This is a genomic window from Zoogloea sp. LCSB751, assembly GCF_002028455.1.
GTDB lineage: Bacteria > Pseudomonadota > Gammaproteobacteria > Burkholderiales > Rhodocyclaceae > Zoogloea.
This window is the reverse complement of record NZ_MWUM01000693.1, coordinates 1-231: the sequence shown is the minus strand read 5'-3', so window position 1 is coordinate 231 and position 231 is coordinate 1. Positions and strand designations below refer to the sequence as shown.

Here is a 231-nt window from a genome sequence, read left to right as displayed (position 1 = left end):
GAACAGGGTTACCAGATCGAGCTGCTGGTGCGTCAGGCGACGGCCACTGTCTACAACTGATCCTTCGGCTTGGTCAGCAGGTGGATCTTGCCCGGTGACAGCTCCAGCCCCAGCAGATTCTCCTTGAGCCAGGCCTGGTTGGGATCCTTGTCGTCGAGCTTGTAGACGGGCTGGGTCTCCAGCCGCTTCTCCATGCTCTGCAGCAGCATCCTCAGCATGAAACCGAACTTC

1 protein-coding gene is annotated in these 231 nt (G+C 59.3%); it reads right to left on the bottom strand.

Annotated features, from left to right (window positions below; all coding sequences use genetic code 11):
• Positions 1-50: 50 nt before the first annotated feature.
• On the bottom strand, positions 51-231 hold a 181-nt coding region (locus B4920_RS28215), incomplete at its 5' end, for a DUF1439 domain-containing protein (RefSeq protein WP_139379807.1).